Origin of the sequence: Castellaniella caeni NBRC 101664, from assembly GCF_001592225.1 — a bacterium.
GTDB classification, from domain to species: domain Bacteria; phylum Pseudomonadota; class Gammaproteobacteria; order Burkholderiales; family Burkholderiaceae_B; genus Castellaniella; species Castellaniella caeni.
On record NZ_BCWN01000012.1, the window covers coordinates 1 to 15134 of the forward strand.

General features: G+C 68.6%; 12 protein-coding genes. 7 read left to right on the forward strand and 5 right to left on the reverse strand.

Annotated features, from left to right (window positions below; all coding sequences use genetic code 11):
• Nucleotides 1-21: 21 nt before the first annotated feature.
• Nucleotides 22-927 (reverse strand): Rossmann-like and DUF2520 domain-containing protein, encoded by a 906-nt coding sequence (locus CCA01S_RS08880; RefSeq protein ID WP_066457104.1) that lies wholly within the window; start codon nt 925-927, stop codon nt 22-24.
• Nucleotides 928-1146: 219 nt separating this feature from the next.
• Here CCA01S_RS08880 and CCA01S_RS08885 point away from each other — a divergent pair, with 219 nt between their 5' ends.
• Together CCA01S_RS08885 and CCA01S_RS08890 are read left to right on the forward strand one after the other, a co-directional pair.
• Nucleotides 1147-1707, forward strand: coding sequence for an NADPH-dependent FMN reductase (locus tag CCA01S_RS08885; protein ID WP_066457113.1), 561 nt, complete (start codon nt 1147-1149; stop codon nt 1705-1707).
• A 143-nt stretch (nt 1708-1850) separates the two neighbouring features.
• Nucleotides 1851-3164 carry an MFS transporter gene (locus tag CCA01S_RS08890; RefSeq protein WP_066457120.1) on the forward strand — a complete coding sequence of 438 codons (1314 nt, stop codon included), beginning with the start codon at nt 1851-1853 and terminating at the stop codon, nt 3162-3164.
• 17 nt (nt 3165-3181) lie between these two features.
• On the opposite strand, the gene ypfH is transcribed toward CCA01S_RS08890, so the two are convergent.
• The 3 genes from ypfH to CCA01S_RS08905 form a co-directional block, all read right to left on the reverse strand.
• Nucleotides 3182-3934: an esterase gene (ypfH, locus tag CCA01S_RS08895; RefSeq protein ID WP_084386645.1), complete on the reverse strand. Its 753-nt coding sequence runs from the start codon at nt 3932-3934 to the stop codon at nt 3182-3184.
• Between the two features lie 79 nt (nt 3935-4013).
• A complete protein-coding gene (locus tag CCA01S_RS08900) occupies nt 4014-6629 on the reverse strand; it encodes a YbcC family protein (protein WP_084386637.1) in 2616 nt (871 codons plus the stop codon).
• Nucleotides 6626-8224, reverse strand: coding sequence for an NADH-quinone oxidoreductase subunit L (locus CCA01S_RS08905; RefSeq protein ID WP_232305019.1), 1599 nt, complete (start codon nt 8222-8224; stop codon nt 6626-6628). Before CCA01S_RS08905 ends, CCA01S_RS08900 begins: the two co-directional genes overlap by 4 nt.
• 97 nt (nt 8225-8321) lie before the next feature.
• Between CCA01S_RS08905 and CCA01S_RS08910 the strand changes: the two genes are divergently transcribed.
• The 3 genes from CCA01S_RS08910 to CCA01S_RS08920 all read left to right on the forward strand — a co-directional run bounded on the left by CCA01S_RS08910 (nt 8322) and on the right by CCA01S_RS08920 (nt 11142).
• Complete coding sequence (locus CCA01S_RS08910) at nt 8322-9224, forward strand: LysR family transcriptional regulator (protein WP_066457122.1); 903 nt, start codon at nt 8322-8324, stop codon at nt 9222-9224.
• 80 nt (nt 9225-9304) lie between these two features.
• Nucleotides 9305-9814, forward strand: coding sequence for a tRNA (adenosine(37)-N6)-threonylcarbamoyltransferase complex ATPase subunit type 1 TsaE (gene tsaE / locus CCA01S_RS08915; protein ID WP_066457134.1), 510 nt, complete (start codon nt 9305-9307; stop codon nt 9812-9814).
• Nucleotides 9781-11142: an N-acetylmuramoyl-L-alanine amidase gene (locus CCA01S_RS08920; RefSeq protein ID WP_066457138.1), complete on the forward strand. Its 1362-nt coding sequence runs from the start codon at nt 9781-9783 to the stop codon at nt 11140-11142. Before tsaE ends, CCA01S_RS08920 begins: the two co-directional genes overlap by 34 nt.
• Before the next feature lie 88 nt (nt 11143-11230).
• On the opposite strand, the gene CCA01S_RS08925 is transcribed toward CCA01S_RS08920, so the two are convergent.
• Nucleotides 11231-11875, reverse strand: a complete 645-nt coding sequence (locus tag CCA01S_RS08925) for a VTT domain-containing protein (RefSeq protein WP_066457357.1) — start codon at nt 11873-11875, stop codon at nt 11231-11233.
• Nucleotides 11876-12161: 286 nt separating this feature from the next.
• On the opposite strand from CCA01S_RS08925, the gene mutL reads away from it, so the two are divergent.
• A complete protein-coding gene (gene mutL, locus CCA01S_RS08930; RefSeq protein ID WP_066457141.1) occupies nt 12162-14198 on the forward strand; it encodes a DNA mismatch repair endonuclease MutL in 2037 nt (678 codons plus the stop codon).
• A complete protein-coding gene (gene miaA, locus CCA01S_RS08935; RefSeq protein WP_066457143.1) occupies nt 14199-15134 on the forward strand; it encodes a tRNA (adenosine(37)-N6)-dimethylallyltransferase MiaA in 936 nt (311 codons plus the stop codon). It abuts the gene before it with no gap.

Sequence of the window (15134 nt, forward strand, 5' to 3'; positions counted from 1 at the left end):
TTAACCGAACAGCACACTAGACTATTGGCGCGGTGGCTCTGGCAAAGGTTCGAGCACCGCTTGCAGCGCCTCGGCCTGGGCGTCCGTCAGCCGCCCCGCGCGGCTGGCCAAGGCGACGCCGCGACGGCTCAGCTGGTCATACAGCTGGCGCATGTCGGGGTCGAGTGCCTGCAAGGCCTGGCGGTGCGCCCGCACCGTGCCCGCATCACCGCGCGAGATGGGCCCCGGCATGCCATCCGCCACACCGCTGCGGGCCAGCGACTTCAACGTCCCCCGCAGCAGGGGCAGCAAGGCGGCCAGCGCTTGTTCTTCGGTCGCCCCCCACGACTGCCACAGCCGCACGGCCTCGGCCAGCAGCACGTGCACGTGCTGCGAGGCGTAGCCGCCCGAGGCGTGATAGCGTACCCGGGCGCCGGGCGGCAGCGACAGGCCGACGCAACCCAGCCGCTGGGCCAGGGCCTGCAGCACGGCGGCCAGCGCGGGTGCCGCAGCCTCGATGGCGACCGTGCAACCCGGCAGGCTATCCAGCGCAGCCTGGGTATCGGCCCCGAAGGCCTGCATGGGATGAAAGCCCCCGATCTGCGCCCCGGCCCGCCGCGCCGCCTGCAAGACGGCTACCTCGGTCGCGCCGCTGCAGTGCACCACCGACTGCCCGGCGTGCCAGACCAGGGCGTCGGTCGCCGGGGCGATCGCGGCATCGGGCACGGTCATGAAAACCAGATCGCAGCGCGCCGCCACGGTCTGCGCGTCCACCGCCGCGCAGCCGGGCAGCTGCCCGGCCACGGCCTGCGCGTGCGCGGCCTGTCGGCTGGCCACAAAGGCAACCGGCACCTGCGCCCGCTGCAAGGCCTGCGACAGCGCGCGCGCCAGCCGCCCGGCCCCGATGAACCCCACGATGCCCGCCGCGTCAGCTTGCTGTTGCACCATGATCTCCTCCTGTCGTCTCAGTGCCCGCAGGCAGTGTATCGCTTCATCGGCCACCCACGAGCCCCGCCACAGCGAACCGCCCCAGGCCGCCGGACGCGCGGTGCCCATCGGGAAGCCAGGCGTCCGGCGGGTCTGGCACGGCCCTGCGCAAAGTCTTAAGCTGATGGTTCCACGGTCGCAGGCGCGATCCGTGGCGCATCCCACTGAAAAGGAAACCCCATGAGCAAAAATTGTCCCAACGTCGCCGTCCTGGTCGGCAGCCTCAGTAAGGAATCCATCAACCGCAAGCTGGCGCTGGCCATCCAGAAAATCGCGGGCGCACGCGCGCAGTTCCACTTCGTGGCGCTTGACGATCTGCCCGTCTACAACCGCGACATCGACGCAGCCTATCCCGAAAACTATCAGCGGCTGAAAAAGGACATCGAATCGGCGGACGCCGTGCTCTTCGTCACCCCCGAAAACAACCGCTCGGTGCCCGCCGTCCTGAAAAACGCCATCGACATCGCCTCGCGGCCCTGGGGCAAGAACTCATTTGCGCACAAGCCGGGCGCCGTCATCGGCACGTCCACAGGCGCCATCGGCACGGCACTGGCGCAGCAGCATCTGCGCAACATCTGCGTCTTTCTCGACATCTACATGATGGCGCAGCCCGAATCCTTCATCCGCTTCACAGAAGGCCTGGTCGCCGCCGATGCCTCCATCACCGACGACGGCACGCGCGGCTTCCTCGAAGGCTTCGTCAACAGCTACCTGGCCTGGATCCAGCGCTTCATCCAGTAGGCGACCCGATCCGGCAGCATCCTCACCGGGCGCCCCACGGGGCGTCCGTCAACCATCCAGGCAGTCTCGTCATTCTTCAGCCAAGCGTCCCGCCGTCCCGCCTGCCCAAGGCCGCGATCTTCCTCATCATCGCCTGCGCGCTGATGATGATGTCGATCGACGCCACGATCGTGGCCACGGCGCTGCACGCGCTCGAGCAAGACCTGGGGGCGTCCATCAACTGGACGAGCTGGGTCATCACCGCGTACTGGTTCGGCTACGTGGTCATGCTGCCGGTGAGCGGGCGGCTCAGCGAGCGCTACGGCCACCGGCGCGTCTTTTTGCTGTCCACCCTGGCGTTTGCCGCGGCCTCGCTGGCCTGCGGGCTGGCTGACAGCATCTATGCCCTGGTGCTCTTTCGCGCCCTGCAATCGGCGGGCGGGGCCGGGCTGACCCCCGCGGCCACGGGCATCATCGTCACCTGGTTCGGCCCCTCGCGCGACCGCGCCCTGGGGCTGTTCGGCGCCGTCTTTCCCGTGGGGGCCATGATCGGCCCGCTGTTTGGCGGTCTGTTCGTCACCTACGCCAGCTGGCGCGACGTGTTCTTCGTCAACGTGCCACTGGGCGCGCTGGCAGCCTTGCTCGGCCTCTGGCTCATTCCCCGCGATCGGGCCGTCGACCGTCTGCGAGGCCATACGGACGTTCCCGGCATGTGCTGGCTGGGGCTGGCGGTGATCGGCGGCATGCTGGCGGCCAGCACCCTGGGCGACGCCGATGCCCGGCTCGCCTCCTGGCGCTTTCTGCTGCCCGCCGCCACCAGCCTGCTCTGCGGCAGGCAGTTCTTCCGTCACATCCGCCAGACCGCCGCGCCCTTTCTCGAACCGCGCCTGATCTACGGCCCGGGCTTTGGCGCGACCAACGTGCTCAATGCCGCCTATGCGGGTGCCACGGCAGGCGCCATCACACTGGTGCCGCTGTATGCCACCAGCCGCTACGGCCTGAGCGCGCTCGATTCGGGCACGCTGCTGATCGCCGAAGCCATTGCCGCCATCACGCTGTCCACCCTGGCCGCCTACCTGCTGCGCCTGAGCGGCTACCGCCTGCCGTTCTACGTGGGCGGCACGCTCACGGCCCTGGGCCTGCTGCTGCTCGTGCCCGGCCCGCCGGGCGGTATCCCGGCCTACGCCTGGCTGGCCACGGCGGCTGCCCTGATCGGCGCGGGCGCCGGCATCATGAGCCCTGCCAGCCGCAACGCCTGTTTGCAGCTGGTGCCCCGGCAGGCCTCGACCATGGCCGCCCTGCGCGCCACGGCCCAGGAACTGGGCGTGATCGTGGCGCTGGCTGCGGCCACGGCCACCATGGCCCGCACGAGCGAGCCCACCGCGGCCCTTGCCCATATTTACCTGGTGCTGGCGCTGGTCTGCCTTGTCGTGCTGCCGCTGGTGCGCCGCGTGCCCGAACACCGCGGCGCCTGGTAGCACACGTGGGCGGCGCCTTAATGCAAGGTTTTCGACCCCGGCGACAGCCGGCTCGCGGACAGATCGGTGGCACTGTATTCATCGACACGCAGGTCGGGCGCGCCCAGGGCGTCTTCCCAGCTGCGCAGCGGCACGCAGGTTTGCAGCCGGATGATGGCCTGGCGGATGAGGGCGGCATGCAGGTCGTGTCCCACGTTCGAGGCGATGTCCAGCGTCACATCGCCTTGCAGTTCAGCCAGCCGGGCGTGCACCTGGCGCGCCTGTTCGACGGGCGCCACGCGATCCGCCGCGCCATGCAGCAAGTGCAGCGTGCCCGCCGGGGGCGCGACCTCGGGCAGCGCGGCGAAGCGGGTGGCAAACAGCAGGGCGCGTCCCGCCAACGCGGGTATCGAGCAAACCGCCTCGAGGGCCACCGCCGCCCCCTCGGAGAAACCGACCAGGGCCGTCTGTTCGCCGCCCAGGCCGTGCTGCCGCTGCCAGGCCCGCACGTCCGCCGCCAGCGCGGCAGCGGCATCCGCCACCAGCCCGACGTAGGCGGCGGCATCGGGCGCGGCCTGAGCGATCCAGCGCCGCCCGGGGCCGTCACCAAACGGCCCATAGGGCTGGATGATCACGGCCTGCGGAAACGCCGCACGGATGGCGGCCACCAGATCGAACAGCTGCCCCGGCTCGGCGGCTTCGCCATGCAGCAGGACGAAGAGCTGCGCGGGCGCGGCGTGGGTCGGAAGAATGCAAAGCGGCGCGGGCCGCGAGTCGGATGCGTGAGGCACGAAAAACTCCAGGGGTTTCAAGCGCCAGGATAGCGCGCCGAACGCCCTGCGCACCAGCGGGCTGCGGGCGCCACGCGCTTCAGACCTCGAGCGCCAGCCAGCGGCCCCGCGCGTAGCGCTGCAGCGCCTCGCCCTCGTAGCGCCACAGCAGCATCCAGCCGTGGTCGCACAGCTGGCCGAGCACGGGGTTGCGGGCCACGATGCCGTCGATCAGGGCGGCGGGCGCGTCGATCACCACCGTCAGGCGCACAGGTTGGTGATACCAGCCCTCGCCGTCGTGCAGCGACTGCTTGGGCAGGCCGATGCGCAGATCACCGCCATTGCCTTCGAACACACCCACGTGGCCATCCACGACGTTGTGCAGCACTTTGTTGCCCGCGCCGTAATGCAGTGGATCGCAGGTCGATGCGTGGTACTGCCAGGACAACCAGTGAGTGACCAGCATGGGCCCCATCATCAGCTTTTCGAGCACGCTGCCGTTCGCATCGAAGCGCACGTCATAATCGTGCAGATAGGTGCGACTGAGCACCCGGCCCTGGCTGCGCGTGCGTGGGCCGATGATGAACGCCGCATTGCGGCTCAAGCCCCACTCGGGACGGGTCTGCGAGCCGTCGTTGGCCCGGCGCCGGAAGGCGGCCAGCAGGGCAGCCTCGGGCAGGCTCGCGTCCATCCAGAGACTGGGCGCGCGCTCGCGGCGCATACGGTCGCCCGCCTGGGCAAACACCTGCGTCATCCTTTGCCAGCGGGCCTGGGCGGCAGGCGGCAGCAAGTCCAGATCAAAGCCGGTGACTTCGTCCGTGGTCGTGTTGTGCAGTGCCCCCATGAACACCGTACCGGACGGAATGTCGAGCCCGCGCACCCGCAGGCCCGCGCGTACTTCGGGGTCGTTGAGCAGGTGCGCCAGCGCGCGCGCATTGGCCTCGCCGGGCCGCCCGTAGCAGGCCCCGCAATCCAGGGTGGAGGCATGCGCATTGTTCGTGCTGTGCCCGGCGTGGCCGCACAGGATCACCAGAGGCGCGAGACGATCGTCCAGGCCCATCGTGTGCAGGATGCCCGCCGCCAGTTCGACCTGCTGCTCCAGGGTCAGCCCCGTCACCACCGGGCGACATTGCGCGTGCGCCGCGGCGGGCAGGCCCAGACGATCGGCGCTGACGCGGGGCGTCGCCGCAGGCCGCATCCAGCGCGCGATCTTGCCTAGATAACCGACGCCGCACGCCTCCACAAAGGAAAAGGTGGCGTTTGACCAGCGCACCGCCTCCAGCCATTGATCCAGCTGCGCCAGATGCAGGCGCCGCACCGAGGCCGCCTGCGCCGTGCGGGCCGGGTCGGTCTCAGTCTGCCCTGGGGCGGTCATGACGTCCTGCACGGCGACGCTGGGATAGGCCAGACCCGGCAACTGGGGCCGGGCCTCGTCGCTGCCCAGCGGCTGGTACTGCATGGGGATGCCGAAAAAGCCCGCGAAGGCGCGCGTCTGCACACCTGGCCAGACCGCCTCCAGGCAGCGGCGCATGCGCTCGCTGCGCGTGTCGATGCAAAAGACCGCCTGCACTTCCGGCGCGGCGGCGGCCCCGCCCGCCACTGGCGCGGCTGACTGCGGCATGGCCGGTGCGGCCTGCGCGGCGGCATCGGGCGCCCCCGGCGGCAACGGTGCCGCAAGCGCTGCCGGCGGCGTGCGCAGCGTATGTGCAAAGCCGCGCTGAAAACTGGCTTCCAGGGCCCGCTGCCAGACTTCATCGACGCGCAGTTCGGCCCGCGCTTCGGTCTCGCGCGCCTCGAGGTCGCGCCAGTTTGCCGCCAGCGCCGTCAGCGCCGCGGTACGCGCGGCGGGCGCCACGGCCCCCGCCAGGATGGCCTCCCAGGCCAGACGGCAGAGCAGCAGCTCGGGCAGGCGCGGATCGTCCTGGCCGGAGGGCGCCTTCTGCCAGCCGATATAGGCGCACCACGAGGCCCAGCCGTTGATGGAGAGCAGCAACGCCTCGAAATAGGCTTCCCAACACGACGCGTCCAGTGCCAGTGCCTTCAGCGCCCAGGGCAAGGCGTCCTCGGCCGTCGAGGGCAGCTGGCGGATCTGCCGCATGAGGCCCGGCAGCCCCAGCCGCGAACTCAGGCCGTGGTCGCCCACCATGCTCTCGCGCCAGAAGCCGTACAGGCTGGGGCTGCCCGAGGCGCGCCAGTCGGCCTGATGGCGGTCGAAATACGTGGCGCACGCCTGGCTCATCTGGAACACGATGGCGGCGCGCCACGGCCAGCGGCGGTTTTTTTGCACCGCATCATCGAGCAGATCGACCAGCAGGGGCTCGCGGCGCACGCGCAGTGCGCGCGCCAGCCCGGCCTGGCACTGCTGCGCCGTCATGCCGTCCGGCGCCTGGACATCCTGCAAGGCCAGGGCCACGTCCAGGTCAGCGCCCGTGATGCGCCCGGCCTGCCATTCGCGCTGGATGTATTCGCGCGCCGGAAACACACGGAAATCACCCAGCACGGCCAGGCGCGCCGCCACGTGGCGGATGGGCTGGCCGATGCGCCGCCAGTGGGGGTTGACCGCCACGGCCTGATCCAGCGGCCAGGCCGGCATGATGCTGGCACAGGCGCGCGCCACGGCGTCGTGCGCGCGTGGTCGGTCGATCGCGGCCCCGTCCGTTGCGGTATTGGCGTCAGCTGCCGCGCGCAGGTCGGCGGCACGCAAGGGGGCGCTCATGATTTCACCCGCAGGGAAGCGGAGTCACGCAGGCTCCAGGCCAGCGGCACGGGTGGGCGTCCCGCCCCAGCCCAGGCTGTCGGCCACAGCCGCAGCACCCAGTGCGTGTAGCCCTCGTCCATGTAGAACCCCGCGTAGACCCAGCGGCGCACGGTCACGACGGCCTGCGGCCAGAGCTGGAACACCACCATCCCCAGATACAGGGCGCCCATGCCCACGAGGGCAAGCACACCGGCCGGCGCCAGGGGATCGCTGCCAGCCCCGATCGGGGCACGATCGATGATGCTCGCCACCAGCGTGAAGCTGGCGGCCATGACCAAGGCCATTGCAAAGCGCACGGCCAGCAACCCGGCGCGGGCGGATTTGGCCTGCGGCACCCACAGCAGCGGCGCCCAGGCCAAGGCCAGGATGGCGCTCCACCACCAGGGCCAGGCATGGCTGCCCAGGGCCAGCTGCAGCGCGAACACGACGCCCAGGGCCAGCGGCACGGCCAGCACCATGCTCAAGGCCGAATTGCGCGCCTCGCCCGTAGCGAGCTTGCGCTGGCATTCCCGGACGGTGCTGGACGCATTGAGGAAGTTGTGCGCCTTGTAGAGCGAGTGGCCCAGCAGGTGCAGCGCGGCAAACAGATACAGCCCCAGGCCGCACTCGAGCAACATGAACCCCATCTGCGCGATGGTGGACCAGGCAAGGTGCACTTTCTGGCTGACGCGCGTGAGCAGCACCAGGCCCGCCACCAGGGCGGAGACCAGGCCGAAGCCCACCAGCAGCCAGCGGGCGGCGAGCGACACGCCCAGCAAGGGGGCGAACAGCACGAGCACGTAGCCGCCCAGGTTGACCACCCCGGCGTGCAGCAGGGCCGACACGGGGGTGGGCGCCTCCATCACCTGCACCAGCCAGCCATGCACCGGCATGAGCGCGGTGCGGGCGATGACCGCCAGCACGAGACAGACGCCGCTCCACGCCAGGGTCGCCGATGCATGGCCCGCCGCGATGTAGGCCCAGAGATCAGACAGGGATCCACTGCCCACCTGCGACCAGGCCAGCGCGGCCGCGGCGACCAGCAGCGCGTCAGCCACGCGGTCGGTCACCCGCTTCTTGTGCGCGGCCAGCAGGGCGAAGGGCCGGTCGGGATAGAAACACAACAGCGCATGCATGGCGTGACCGATGGCCGCCCAGGCAACAATCAGTACCGCCCAGTGATTGGCCAGCAAGAGCACGTGCACGGCTGCCAGCACCGCCGCCAGCGCGGCCATGTAGACCGTCTGACGCGGCTCGCCCGCGAGATGGTGGGCGGAATACAGACCGATGGCGGCACCCAGCAGTTGCACCAGCAGGCTCACCCAGGCACCGAACTGCGTCGCGGCCAGCCAACCCGTCAAAGTCGTGTCCGGTGCCACCGCGACAGGCGCGAGCAGCAGCTGCGACACCAGGGCCAGCAGGGCACATCCCAGGCCCGCCAAGGCCAGGGCGTTGAACTGGCGCCACAGGCGGCGCACGGGGGCCTGGCTGTGCCATGCGCGCCCCGCGGCCAGCAGCATCAGCACCGCGGGCGCCACGGCCAGCGCCAGGTTCAATTCAGCGGACGAATTCAAGGTGGATACTCCAACATTCAACGAGCGTCATTTTTGGCTTCCCCGCTTATTCTGTAAATTACATTTATTGAATGAAATCGTTCTGTAAAATAGAACGATGGACATCAAGCAACTGAACTTCAAGCACCTTTTCTACTTCTGGCGCGTGGCCAAGCAAGGGTCGCTCACCCAGGCGGCCGAGCAGATCCACACCTCGCAATCGGCGCTGTCCACACAAATCCGTCAGCTGGAAAATCGCCTGGGCCAGCCGCTGTTCGACCGCCAGGGGCGCCGTCTCGAACTCACCGCCACGGGCCAGCAGGTATTCGCCTACGCCGACAGCATCTTCGAGACGGGCGAACAGATGCTGGGCTGGCTCGAGGGCCGCAACGAAAGCACCATCCACGTGCGCGTGGGCAGCGTGTCCACCATGTCGCGCAACTTTCAGGTCAACTGGCTGCGCCCCCTGTTCCACGACCCGACGGTCATCCTGTCGGTGGACTCCGACGCACTGCAAACCCTGGTCGAGCGCCTGCTGCGCCATCAGCTGGACGTGGTGCTGGCCAACCAGCCCGTGCCCTCCGACCCCAGCCGCCCCGTGTCGTCGCGCTTTCTGGGCAGCCAGGTGATCTCACTGGTGGGGCGCGCCGACCGCTGGGCGGGCACCACCCTGCAGGTGCCGCGCGACCTGGACGCCGTCGAAATGGCCATGCCCAGCACGCGCCACAGCGTGCGCGCGCAGTTCGACGCCCTGTGCTTTGCCGCTGGCGTACAGCCCCGGCTGCGCGCCGAAATCGACGACATGACGATGCTGCGGCTGGTGGCGCGCGACAGCGGCTGGATCACGGTCTTGCCCGAAGTCGTGGTGCAAGACGAACTGCACTCGGGCGAACTGGTGCACGTGGGCGAATCATCGCAGCTGACCGAACATTTCTACGCCATCACCACCCGAAACAGCCATCCCGTGGGGCCGCTGCGACAGCTGCTGCTGCGCGCCGCGGCGCAAGACGTTTTCGTCTGAAGTCCCCCGCCCCTGGCGCGCTTGCGCCCGCGGCGGCCGCCCTACAATACGGGCTTGTTGACGAGCAACGGATGGCGCCCATGGCACACACCTCAGACTCCCCTCGCGCCTGCGAACTTCCCGATGAAGACGCGACCGTTGCCCTGGCGCAACGGCTGGCCGACCTGGTCTGCGGGCGGCTGCCCGCGATCGCTTCCGCCGGGGGGCGCATCCACCTGCGCGGCGAGCTGGGCGCAGGCAAAACCAGCCTGGCGCGGGCCCTGTTGCGGGCCAGCGGCGTGACGGGCCGCATCAAAAGCCCTAGCTATGCGCTGCTCGAAAGCTATAATGTTTCTAACTTGCAGTTCTATCACTTTGATTTTTATAGATTTAGTGATGCGCACGAGTGGCGGGATGCAGGCTTTGGCGAACTGCTGGATGCCCAGGCAGTGGTTCTCATCGAATGGCCCGAGCAGGCAGGCACCCGCCTTCCCCCGCCCGATCTGGATATTTTTCTCGAATATGCAGGCACCGGGCGGCGCGCATGGCTAAACGCCCGTAGCGAAAAAGGACAGCGATGGCTGACGTATTTGAATCCGCCGCACCCATGAACACCCCCGTTCCCCTGCGGCGCAAGCTGATCGCGGGCGGTTGCACGCTGCTGGTGCTGCCCCTCATTCCAAAACTGGCGCACGCAGCCACCATCGTCGCCGTGCGCACGTGGCCCGCCGACGAATACACGCGCGTCACCCTCGAGATGGATACCGAGCTCAAGGCCGAGCACTTCACGCTCGACAAGCCGCACCGCCTGGTCGTGGACATTGACGGCGTGCGCCTGAGTTCGGCCATCAACGACCTGGTCTCGCGCATCAAGCCCAACGATCCCTACATCCGTTCGGTGCGCGTGGGCCAGAACCGGCCCAACGTCGTGCGCCTGGTGTTCGACCTGAAGCAAGACGTCGCGCCGCAGGTGTTCACCTTGAAGCCCATCGGCGAATACAAGTACCGCCTGGTGCTCGACCTGTACCCCAAGGTGGCGCAAGACCCCTTGATGGCGCTGCTGAAAGACTCACAGAACGACCCGCTGGCCGGCGTGCTTGAGAACCTGGCACAAAACGGTGCCGCCGAGGCCCCCATTCCGTCCGTGAAAGGCCAAAGGCTGCCGCCGCCAGAACCCTCCCGCAGCCCCGCGCCATCGCTGGCCATCCCGGCGCCGCAAGGCAACGGCCGACGCAACCGCCCGATTCTCATCGCCCTCGACCCGGGCCACGGCGGCGAAGACCCAGGCGCCACCGGCAAGCGCGGCACGCACGAGAAAGACATCGTGCTGCAGATCGCGCAGCGGCTCAAAAAGATGATCGACGCGCAGCCCAATATGCGCGCCTACCTGACCCGCGACCGCGACTATTTCGTGCCACTGAACGTGCGCGTGCAAAAGGCGCGGCGCGTGCAGGCCGACCTGTTCATCTCCATCCACGCCGACGCCTGGGTGAAGCCATCGGCGCGCGGTTCGTCGGTCTGGGCGCTGTCCGAGCACGGCGCTACCAGCACGGCGGCGCGCTGGCTGGCCAAGAAAGAAAACGACGCCGACCTGATCGGCGGCATCGACCTGGGCTCGCACAACCGCCAGGTGGCCCAGGTGCTGCTCGACCTGTCAACCGGCGCGCAGATCAACGATTCGATCAAGGTGGGCTCGCAAATCTTGCAGGAAATCGGCAAGATCAACCGGCTGCACCGCAACCACATCGAACGCGCCGGTTTTGCCGTGCTGAAGGCGCCGGACATCCCATCGATCCTGATCGAAACCGCCTTCATCAGCAACCCCGAAGAAGAAGCGCTGCTGCGCACGCCGGCGCACCAGCAAAAGATCGCCAGCGCCGTACTCAGCGGGGTGAAAGACTACTTTGCCGCCAACCCGGCCCTGGCGCGCCGCGCCTGAGTGCGGCGGGGGCGGCCGAAACTGCCTTGACGCCTGCTTGACCCGTGCCGAGGGCGTGTCGCATCACATGCCGATGCGACACGCCTTTCTATGCGACATCGGCCTTTTTGCGGCGCAAGAGCTTGTACAACACCCCCGCTGCCGCAGGCACGGCGGCGGCGGCCACGCCGATGAGCACGATGGTGTTCAGGTGATTCTTGATGACGGGCACGTTGCCAAAGAAGTAGCCCAGGGTGATCAGGCCCGCAATCCAGGCCACGGCACCGATGGTGTTGTACACCTGAAACAGTGCCAGCCGCATGCCCGCCACCCCGGCCACAAAGGGGGCAAAAGTGCGAAACAGCGGCAGAAAGCGCGACAGCACAATGGTTTTACCACCGTGTTTTTCGTAGAACGCATGGGTTTTCAGCAGCGCCTTGCGATCGAGAAAGCGGTAGTCGCGCGAGAACACCTTGGGGCCGATGAGACGCCCCACTGAATAGTTGACGGTATTGCCCAAAATGGCCGCCACGACGAGAATGCCGCCCATGAGCACCGGGTCGAGCTTGCCCGCGGCGCCGAAGGCGCCGGCGATGAACAGCAGCGAATCGCCCGGCAGAAAGGGCAGCACCACCAGCCCCGTCTCGCCAAAGATGATGAGCGCGAGAATCAGGTAGATCCAGGCGCCGTACTGCGCCACCCAGATGCCCAGGGATTGGTCGATGTTCAGGATCAGATGAAAAAATTCAGCCATGAATGAAAATGCCCGAAAAGAAAGCATGCGCAGGCGGCCTGACACGAAACCAGCGCGACCACTCAAGCGCCAGCCGCCCAAACAACGTCTTCAAGCGCCTGTCACGATTACAAAGCATAGTTGACGACCTTGCCCGACGCCTCGCAGGCACGAGCCAGCGGGCCCTCACTATAATCGTTTTCTTGAGACTCAAACGGCCTGACGAACGGGCTGCGACACAGTCCGCAACATACCAATCCACTTTGGCGCATGACACGCCAAAGCGTACGCCACACCCCCTCGCGCCATGACACACCCCATCACCGCCCTGCCCGACACCCTCATCAGCCAGATTGCTGCGGGCGAAGTGATCGAGCGTCCCGCCTCAGTCTTGAAAGAGCTGCTGGAAAACGCGCTGGACGCCGACGCCCGGGCCGTCGAGGTGCGGCTGGACGGCGGCGGCATCCGGCGCATCCTGGTGGCCGACGACGGGCACGGCATCCCGCCCGGGCAGCTGGCGCTCGCGCTGCAACGTCACGCTACCAGCAAGATCATCTCGCTCGACGAGCTGGAACACGTCGCCACTATGGGATTTCGGGGCGAGGCACTGGCGTCGATCGGCTCGGTGGCGCAGCTGATGCTCACCTCGCGCACGGCGGAAGATACGCAGGCCTGGCAGATGACACCGGGCCAGCCCGAGCCGACCCCCGCCGCCGGCCCGACGGGCACCCGGGTGGACGTGCGCCAACTGTTTGACCACATCCCGGCGCGGCGCAAGTTTCTGCGCTCGGAGGCCACCGAATACGGCCACTGCCTGGATGCCGTCGAACGCATCGCCCTGGCCCACCCCGAAGTCGCCTTCCGCGTGTTCCACAACGACAAGCCACAGCGCAACTGGCCGGTCACCGACATCCAGGGCCGCATCCGCGACGTGCTGGGGGCCGAATTTCAAGAACAAAGCCTGCCCGTGTCGAGCGAGAGCGGGCAGATCGCGCTGGAAGGCTGCATCACGCGCCCCACCTTCGCGCGCAACCGGGCCGACCGCCAATACCTGTACGTCAATGGCCGCTACGTGCGCGACCGCACGGTGTCGCACGCGGTGCGTCAGGCCTACGCCGACGTGCTGCACGGCGACCGCCAGCCCGCCTTCGTGCTGTTTCTCAGCCTCGATCCCGCCGGGGTGGACGTCAACGTGCACCCGGCCAAGCACGAGGTGCGCTTTCGCGAAAGCGGGGCCGTGCACCGCTACGTGGCCCAGGCCCTGTCGCAGGCGCTGGCCCAGCGCGGCGGCGGCGCCGACGGGGCGGTGGAAACCCTGCTGCCCCCCAGCGTCGGCAGCCTTGCATCCGCCCAGGCGGGTGACCAGCCGGGCTACCGGGCGACCGCACCCGCGACGCCCCGGCCCGCCTACCCTGGGCGCATTCCCGTGCAGCAACGCTTCCAGCTGCACGACGCCGGCCAGGACTGGCGCAAGCTGTATCAGCCACTGGCCCCCCAGGCGGACGAAAACGACGCCGCCCACGCCCCTGCCGCCCCACACACGGGGGCAGCCCCCGAAGCTGCGTCCACCGATGCCTCAGCGCCATCCTGGGAAGGCTCCGACGCCCCCGGGGCCGACAGGCACGGCGCCGGATACGGGTTCGCGCCGACACCATCCACGTCGGCCTTCGACTCCCCGGCGACAGGTAGCCGCGCCTTCACGGCACCCCAGCCGGGCAGGTCGGCAGCCACGCGCGGCCTGCCCGCGGCGCACGCCGACGAGTTGCCGCTAGGCCTGGCACTGGGGCAACTGCACGGCATCTACATCCTGGCGCAAAACGCGCGCGGCCTGGTGCTGGTGGACATGCACGCGGCGCACGAGCGCGTCGTCTACGAGCGACTGAAAGGCATGCAGGACGACAGCGCCATCCCGGCGCAAGAACTGCTGGTGCCCGTGATCTTCAGCGCCCCGGAAACCCAGGTGGCCATCGCCCAGGAACAGCAGGACGTGCTCGACGGCCTGGGCCTGCGCATTCGCGCCACGGGCCCCACCTCGTTGGCGGTACGGGCCGTCCCGGCGCTGCTGGCCCAGGGCGACATCGAAGCGCTGGCGCGCAGCGTGCTGGCCGACGTGCAGCGCTTCGGGCAATCCGCCCGCCTGACGGAACAGCGCAACGAACTGCTTTCGACCATGGCCTGCCACGGCGCCGTGCGCGCCAACCGGCGCCTGACGATCGACGAGATGAACGCCCTGCTGCGGCAGATGGAACGCACCGAACGCGCCGACCAATGCAACCACGGCCGCCCCACCTGGTTCCAATGGAGCCTCACCGACTTGGACAAACTCTTCATGCGGGGACAATAGATGCCGCCCCAGTTGATCTGCCTGGCGGGCCCCACGGCGTCGGGCAAATCGGCCGCCTCAATGCAGCTGGCGCAGCGCTGGCCCATCGAGATCATCGTCATGGACTCAGCCACGATCTACCGCGGCATGGACATCGGCACGGCCAAGCCCAGCGCGCAAGAGCAGGCACAGGTGCCGCATCATCTGCTCGACATCCGCGACCCGGCCCAGGCCTATTCGGCGGCCGAATTCGCCCGCGATGCGGCAGCGCGGGTGCGGGACATCCACGCACGCGGCAAGATACCGGTTCTGTGTGGCGGCACGATGCTGTACTACAAGGCGCTGCGCGAAGGCCTGAACGAGCTGCCCTCCGCCGACCCCGCAATCCGCCAGGCGCTGGATGCCGAGGCGCGCGCGCGCGGCTGGCCCGCGCTGCACGCCGAGCTGGCCCGGGTAGACCCGCAAACCGCCGCCCGCCTGGCGCCCAACGACAGCCAGCGCCTGCAGCGGGCGCTGGAAATCTGGCGCGTCAGCGGGCGCAACATGAGCGACTGGCTGACGCAGACGCCCACGCCGGTGCTGCCGGGCTGGCGGTTCATTACCATCAGCCTGGAACCTTCAAATCGCGCCGTGCTGCATGCCCGCATCGCCCAACGCTACCGCGCCATGATCGGGCAGGGGTTGCTGGACGAGGTGCGCGCGCTGCACGCCCGGGGCGACCTGCACCCTGGGCTGCCCTCGATCCGCTGCGTGGGTTACCGGCAGCTGTGGGACGCTCTGGATGGCCGGGTGCCGCTGGACACGGCCATCGAACAGGCCATCGCCGCCACCCGCCAGCTGGCCAAGCGGCAGATCACCTGGCTGCGCTCATTGCCCCAGCGGCACGTGATCGACTGCCTGTCGCCCGACGCCGCCGCAGAAGTGTCCCGCCTGTGCGCCCAGTGGCTGGCGTCCTGA